This is a genomic window from Candidatus Poribacteria bacterium (assembly GCA_021295755.1).
GTDB lineage: Bacteria > Poribacteria > WGA-4E > WGA-4E > PCPOR2b > PCPOR2b.
In genome coordinates this window covers 46346-51892 of record JAGWBT010000011.1, presented here as the reverse complement: position 1 = coordinate 51892, position 5547 = coordinate 46346, and the positions used below count along the sequence as shown (strand labels likewise).

5 protein-coding genes are annotated in these 5547 nt (G+C 46.7%); all 5 read left to right on the top strand.

Annotation, left to right across the window (positions count from 1 at the left end; translation table 11 throughout):
* The coding region (locus tag J4G02_02785; protein MCE2393520.1) for a methyltransferase domain-containing protein at positions 1-558 on the top strand (558 nt) is incomplete at its 5' end.
* Between the two features lie 161 nt (positions 559-719).
* Positions 720-2054 (top strand): hypothetical protein, encoded by a 1335-nt coding sequence (locus J4G02_02780; protein ID MCE2393519.1) that lies wholly within the window; start codon positions 720-722, stop codon positions 2052-2054.
* A 7-nt stretch (positions 2055-2061) separates the two neighbouring features.
* Positions 2062-3300, top strand: a complete 1239-nt coding sequence (locus J4G02_02775) for a hypothetical protein (GenBank protein MCE2393518.1) — start codon at positions 2062-2064, stop codon at positions 3298-3300.
* Positions 3301-3411: 111 nt separating this feature from the next.
* Entirely contained in the window at positions 3412-4350 is a 939-nt protein-coding gene (dprA, locus tag J4G02_02770) for a DNA-processing protein DprA (GenBank protein ID MCE2393517.1), read from the top strand.
* A 739-nt stretch (positions 4351-5089) separates the two neighbouring features.
* The coding region (locus J4G02_02765; GenBank protein MCE2393516.1) for a hypothetical protein at positions 5090-5547 on the top strand (458 nt) is incomplete at its 3' end.

Sequence of the window (5547 nt, the reverse complement as noted above, 5' to 3'; positions counted from 1 at the left end):
CGTGTGGTTGAACTTGGTGCGCGCGAAGGACATTTTCTCGATCTCGGCACAGGTCCTGCCCAAATTCCCATCTTTTTAGCTCAGCGTTGTCCCAAGATCCGAATCACCGGAATTGATCTCTCAGTAAACATGCTCACACTTGGCGAACAACACGTCGCTGAAGCCGGGTTAGCGGATCGAATTGCGTTGGAATGTGTTGATGCGAAAGCGCTACCCTATCCAGATCAATCCTTTAATGGCGTGATTTCCAACAGCATTATCCACCACCTCCCCGGTCCGATGGCTGCCTTTCAAGAAATCAGTCGTGTCATTCGCCCCGGCGGTTTAATCCTTATCCGTGACTTGATGCGTCCTGATACGCCCCAAGCCGCCCAAGCCCTTGTTGACCGTTACGCTGCTGACGACACCCCCTATCAAAAGAAACTTTTTTACGATTCCTTCCTTGCTGCCCTTACCATTCCCGAAATTGAAGCGATGCTCGCCCAGACCAGCCTCACCGATGTTACTGTCGTCCAAAGTTCAGATCGGCATTGGTCTGTTGAGCGTTCCATAGGATAATAAAAAGCTGACCTCTCGGTAGTATTGAAGTTCGCTTGGGCCCAATACAATGGTGCACAGCTGCTTAAGCAATAGAGATGTCAGATATAGGTGACTATTTTCGCTTTCAATTTTTCCTAGTGCGTGATAAAATAAACAAAAAATACGCAATGGGAAAACCAATGAAATTCGATCGATTTCTCCATAAGTTTCGAGTGCTAGGTATAGTGCTCTTGGTTTTACTGGTCACCGGAATTGGAACAGGTTACTATCTGACACGGCAGTATCCTAAGGAATGGAATGACTGGAAAAATCTGTCCGGGTACGAGAAACGCCGGGCAGTTAGCTTAGAGATAAAACGGTTCTGGCATGGTATTTCCCCGCCGGCTTCGCAGCCCGAACGCTACGCGCACGTGACTGCAGAAACGCTGGAACGTTCAATGCGCCTCGGTGCCGATTGGATCGTCGCTATGCAAGAACATCACGGGCGGTTTCAATATTGGTACGATCCCATTAATGACAAGTTCAGTAAAAAAAATGATGATAACTTTCTGCGCCAAGCGGGCACCTCATTTTCGTTGATGTTGGTTTATGAAATGACAGGAAATCTCCGTTATTTGGAGGCAGCGCGGAAAAGCCTCCAGTACCTGTTGGCTTTCACAGAATCTCTTGGTACCGACAAAGCCTACTTCCTTTTCCGTCGGAAAGCGAAACTCGGTGGAATTAGCCTACCTATGTTAACGATGCTCAAAATTCGTCAGCTAACGGGAACAACTGAATTCGATGCGATCTTGGCTAAACTAGCAAATATGATCTTGTTTCTACAGGAAAAATATAACACCGGCCAATATAAAAGCACCTATGTGTATCGCGGTGACTACGAGCATGAGAAAAACTCCGGTTGGGAATCAAAGATTTACCCCGGCGAAGCACTTTATGCGCTAGCGGGTATGTATCAGGTTTTCGGGGATATCCGTTATAAACAGAGTATGGATTGGGCGCTAGAGTTCTACTATCGAGAAAAATGGCAGTCGCATGCGTTTCTGCCGTGGACCATTTCCGCTTTCGCATCGCTCTATGAACAGACCGGTCAACAGAAATATGTCGACTATGTTTTTTTCTTAAGTGATCGACTGCTGACGCAACAAAATTTGGATGGCGATGACGAGGCTTATGGCAGTTTTCATGGGGTGCCTTCTGCAAATACGGGCAGTTACATGGAGGGACTGGGGGACGCCATCCACGTTGCACGACTGATAGGAGATGAGAGACGATTAAAGCTTTATCAAGAACGCGCAAAAATGGGGTATCGCTGGCTGTTCCTGTTGCAATATGGAGAATCCGACGCCGCTGCATTGAAGCGTCCCGATATGGCGCAAGGCGGCTTTCGCAAGACCCTCACCGACTCTCAATTGCGGATTGACAACACACAACATACAATTAGTAGTTTTGCAAAGGGGTTACGCTTTATCTATCAAATACCGCCCGCTGTGCAAGGGGTTAATCGCTTTCAGTAAGGATTTTATGAACAAAAACAACACAGATTTGACTGTGAAAACGGAAAAACTGTTAAACCACGTCGTCTTGGCAGCGGGGACAGCAGGGTTCATAACATTTGCCCTACTATTGCTTTCTTGCGATTCTGATCGACCGGAGCCACTAAACCGTGCAATTCTTGACCGTTCGCTTAAACTCGGTACACAGTTCATCCTCAATCACCAACAGCCAGAGGGTAATTTTACCTACATTTATGATTGGGTCAAAAAGACTTACGACCCCGGCAACAGTCAGGTGCGGCAGGCTGGAGCGATGTGGGGGTTAACGACGATATATAACGATGCCCCGAATCTAAAGGTTGGAACAGCTGTCGAGAAGACGATGGATTTTTTCGCTCAAAACTCAAAACTTACTCGTGACGGTTACCGCTATGTAACTTATCCGGGGGAAAAGGCAGGACGTATGGGAACTGTGGCCCTCTGTGCGCTTTCTCATATTGATTACCTACGTGCTGCCAAATCTCATATTACCGAAGAAAAATTCCAAAACTATCAGCAACTTCTTGAAGAATACCTTCGATTTCTTGTCAGGGCCCGGATACAGACAGCCCCCAAGGCGGGGCTTTGGCACCGCAGCTACAGTATCTCTAGCGGGCACCCGCATGGGCAACCATCTCCTTACTTCGATGGCGAGTCCCTTCTTGCACTGATTAAAGCAGCGAAGTATATGGGACGCGAAGATTTGCAGCCCATTATTATCACTTCTGCCGATGCCGGTTATCAGCATAATATTCAAGAAGCCCTTCAGGAAGATCCTGACTCATCTATAACGAAAGGGTACTACCAGTGGGGTTCCATGGCTTTCTTTGAAATCGCAACCTCCGGTTGGCCCAATACAGAGAAGTACGGTGATTACGTCATTGACCTTGCCAACTGGATGATTGATGTTCACAAGACCCTAAAACGAAGGCGCAATACCGCCTATGCGTATGAAGGAATCATTCATGCGTATCAATTGGCAATACAACGCAACGATACCAAACATATCGAAAAATTCGCCCGTGTTATTGAGACTGGCTTAACAAAATTAACCTCGTGGCAGGTCGGCAGTCCACTGATGAACAAGTTTATACGTAGGCATCTGACAGATAACCCGCTTGCAATAGGCGGAGTACAAAACCATCCCCGTGAATCCCCTTTGAGGATTGATGTAGTACAGCACCAGATGCATGCGGTTATTCTAGCGCGCCGTTATGTGTACAGGTGAATTTTTTCTATTCTAAAATATCACAAAATATTCTATATTTTGATTTGAAATTGTGTCTTTTCGACTCCCGTCATGTGATCGAAGGGAGGACACTAATGTTGGCGATAAATTATGTCAGGACAAGAATTTTGGTTTGCCCTCGCGTCAGTTGACGGTGTGGGTCCCATGCGAATTAAGCGTCTGCTCAGCCGCTTTGGAACTATTGAAGATGTCTTTGATGCAGAACTTTCCGAGATTGCACGGGTCCCACTCTTTAACCCGCTACTAGCAGCGCGGATTCTAAAGGCAAGAATACGGGTTGCTGAATTCCGCCGTCACATCAAGTGGTTCAAAAGTCGCGGTATTGATATCCTTTGCGTTGAAGAAGATGGCTACCCCTCACAACTCAAGGAGATCTCAAATGCCCCGGCAATCCTTTGTAAAAAAGGGACTTTATCTCAAGTTAGTGAAAAAGCTGTTGCTATTGTTGGTACAACAACCCCTACGGATTCGGGAATTTTAACAGCGCTTGAACTTTCAACGTGCCTTACTCAAGCGGGATTGACGGTCGTTAGTGGACTTGCCGAAGGGATTGATACCTCTGCACACTTAGGAGCGCTATCAGTTAGTGGCACAACCATTGGTGTTGTCGGGAGTGATCTGCTTTCGATCTACCCGAACGAAAAGCGGGAGCTTGCCGAGCGGATCTGTGAGAACGGCGCGCTTTTTTCCGAACACCCTTTTACGACACAACCAACACCCGCCAATCTTGTCCTCCGCAATCGCCTCATCAGCGGGCTTTCAATAGCAACAATCGTTGTTGAAGATAATGAAAATGGCGGTGCAATTCGCACGGCAGCCTTCGCTTTGGAGCAGGAGCGTCTCGTATTTGCTTGTAACTGGGAGAATCGTTCTCAATTAAGTGAGGGGCCCCGTAAACTCATTCAGCAGGGTGCTTACCCTATCTCGCCGGATCAGCTAGATAACGTCGTTGATGTTTTAGCAGATCCCGACCATCTAGAAAAGATTCAAGCGGCTCACCTTACAGGGGAACAGATGGATCTATTTTAAGAATAGAGTGGTGAGGTCTCACACCCAATAAATAAACAAACTTCTTTAATTTTGGGATTGAGTCCCGTTTCTCTAACTTGGGGCTGTAAACTACTACCTCCTGTCTTTCAACAAAAAACTTGTGTTTCTTACGAAAATATGCTACGATTTTTATATGGAATGCAAATTTGCGTTCTCTAACCTACCACCCCGTTGGGGTGATAGGGACTGGCTTAGTATATGGGATATACCAAGCGAATTACCCCGAATTTAGGCAATGGGATATGTCAATTTAGGTGTTGCTGTGGACAATATTCCCTTTTTTCGCTTTTTTCACTTTACTTTTTTTGCAAAGTTTGGTAGAATATCGCCCATTAAAACATTTGGCAATCAAAATTTTTGAAAAAAATGTGAAGATTTTTCTTTACAAAAATCACAAAGTTTGATAGGCTAAATGAATAACAACGTTTAACCTGCGTTGTGGCCACACGCGGGGAACTTTCCGAAAGTATGAGAGGATCACCGCGAGTAGAAACGCAAAAGGTCAAAATGACCACTTTATGAATGCTTGTGATGTCTGGCTTCGTTGGAAGCAAGTTACTATTTTTTAGTCGCAACTCGCCCTTGCCAGAACGGAGTCAACTGGACTTGAGAGGCTCTCGTATAAATGAGAGGCATGAAAAGTTCATACGGCATAAGATTCATAAACCTTAGCATACAAAAAAATGAGTTGCGGCAAACAATAGGAGATACGAAACAAATGTACCAATTCACGCAGCACAAATTCTGGGGCGTATTAGCCCTTATAATATCCATCATGTTTGTCGCCTTCATGGTCGCTGGTTGTGGTGGTGGTGATGATGATGATGATGATGATACCGGTGATGCCGGTGATGCCGGTGATGCCGGTGCGGAGGAAGATGTACCACCCTCTGCGACATCGGTCATGGTAGATCCTGCTCCGGGTGGCGCAGCAATTCCCTCGAACACCCAATTCTCACTGACGTTTGATCAGGGTGTTACTGCAGCGACAGTCAATGGTGCTGCAGCCACGGGATCTGGTGCCAACTGGACAGCGTCGCCTGCATTATCAGAAGGGTCCGCAACCCTGAACGTTGGGTGGACAAACCGAGACGGTTCCCCCGGTTCTCAAGCGGTCGGTCCTTATACCGTTTCCGACCCAGATACGACACCACCCGGAGTGGCATCAAGTACAGT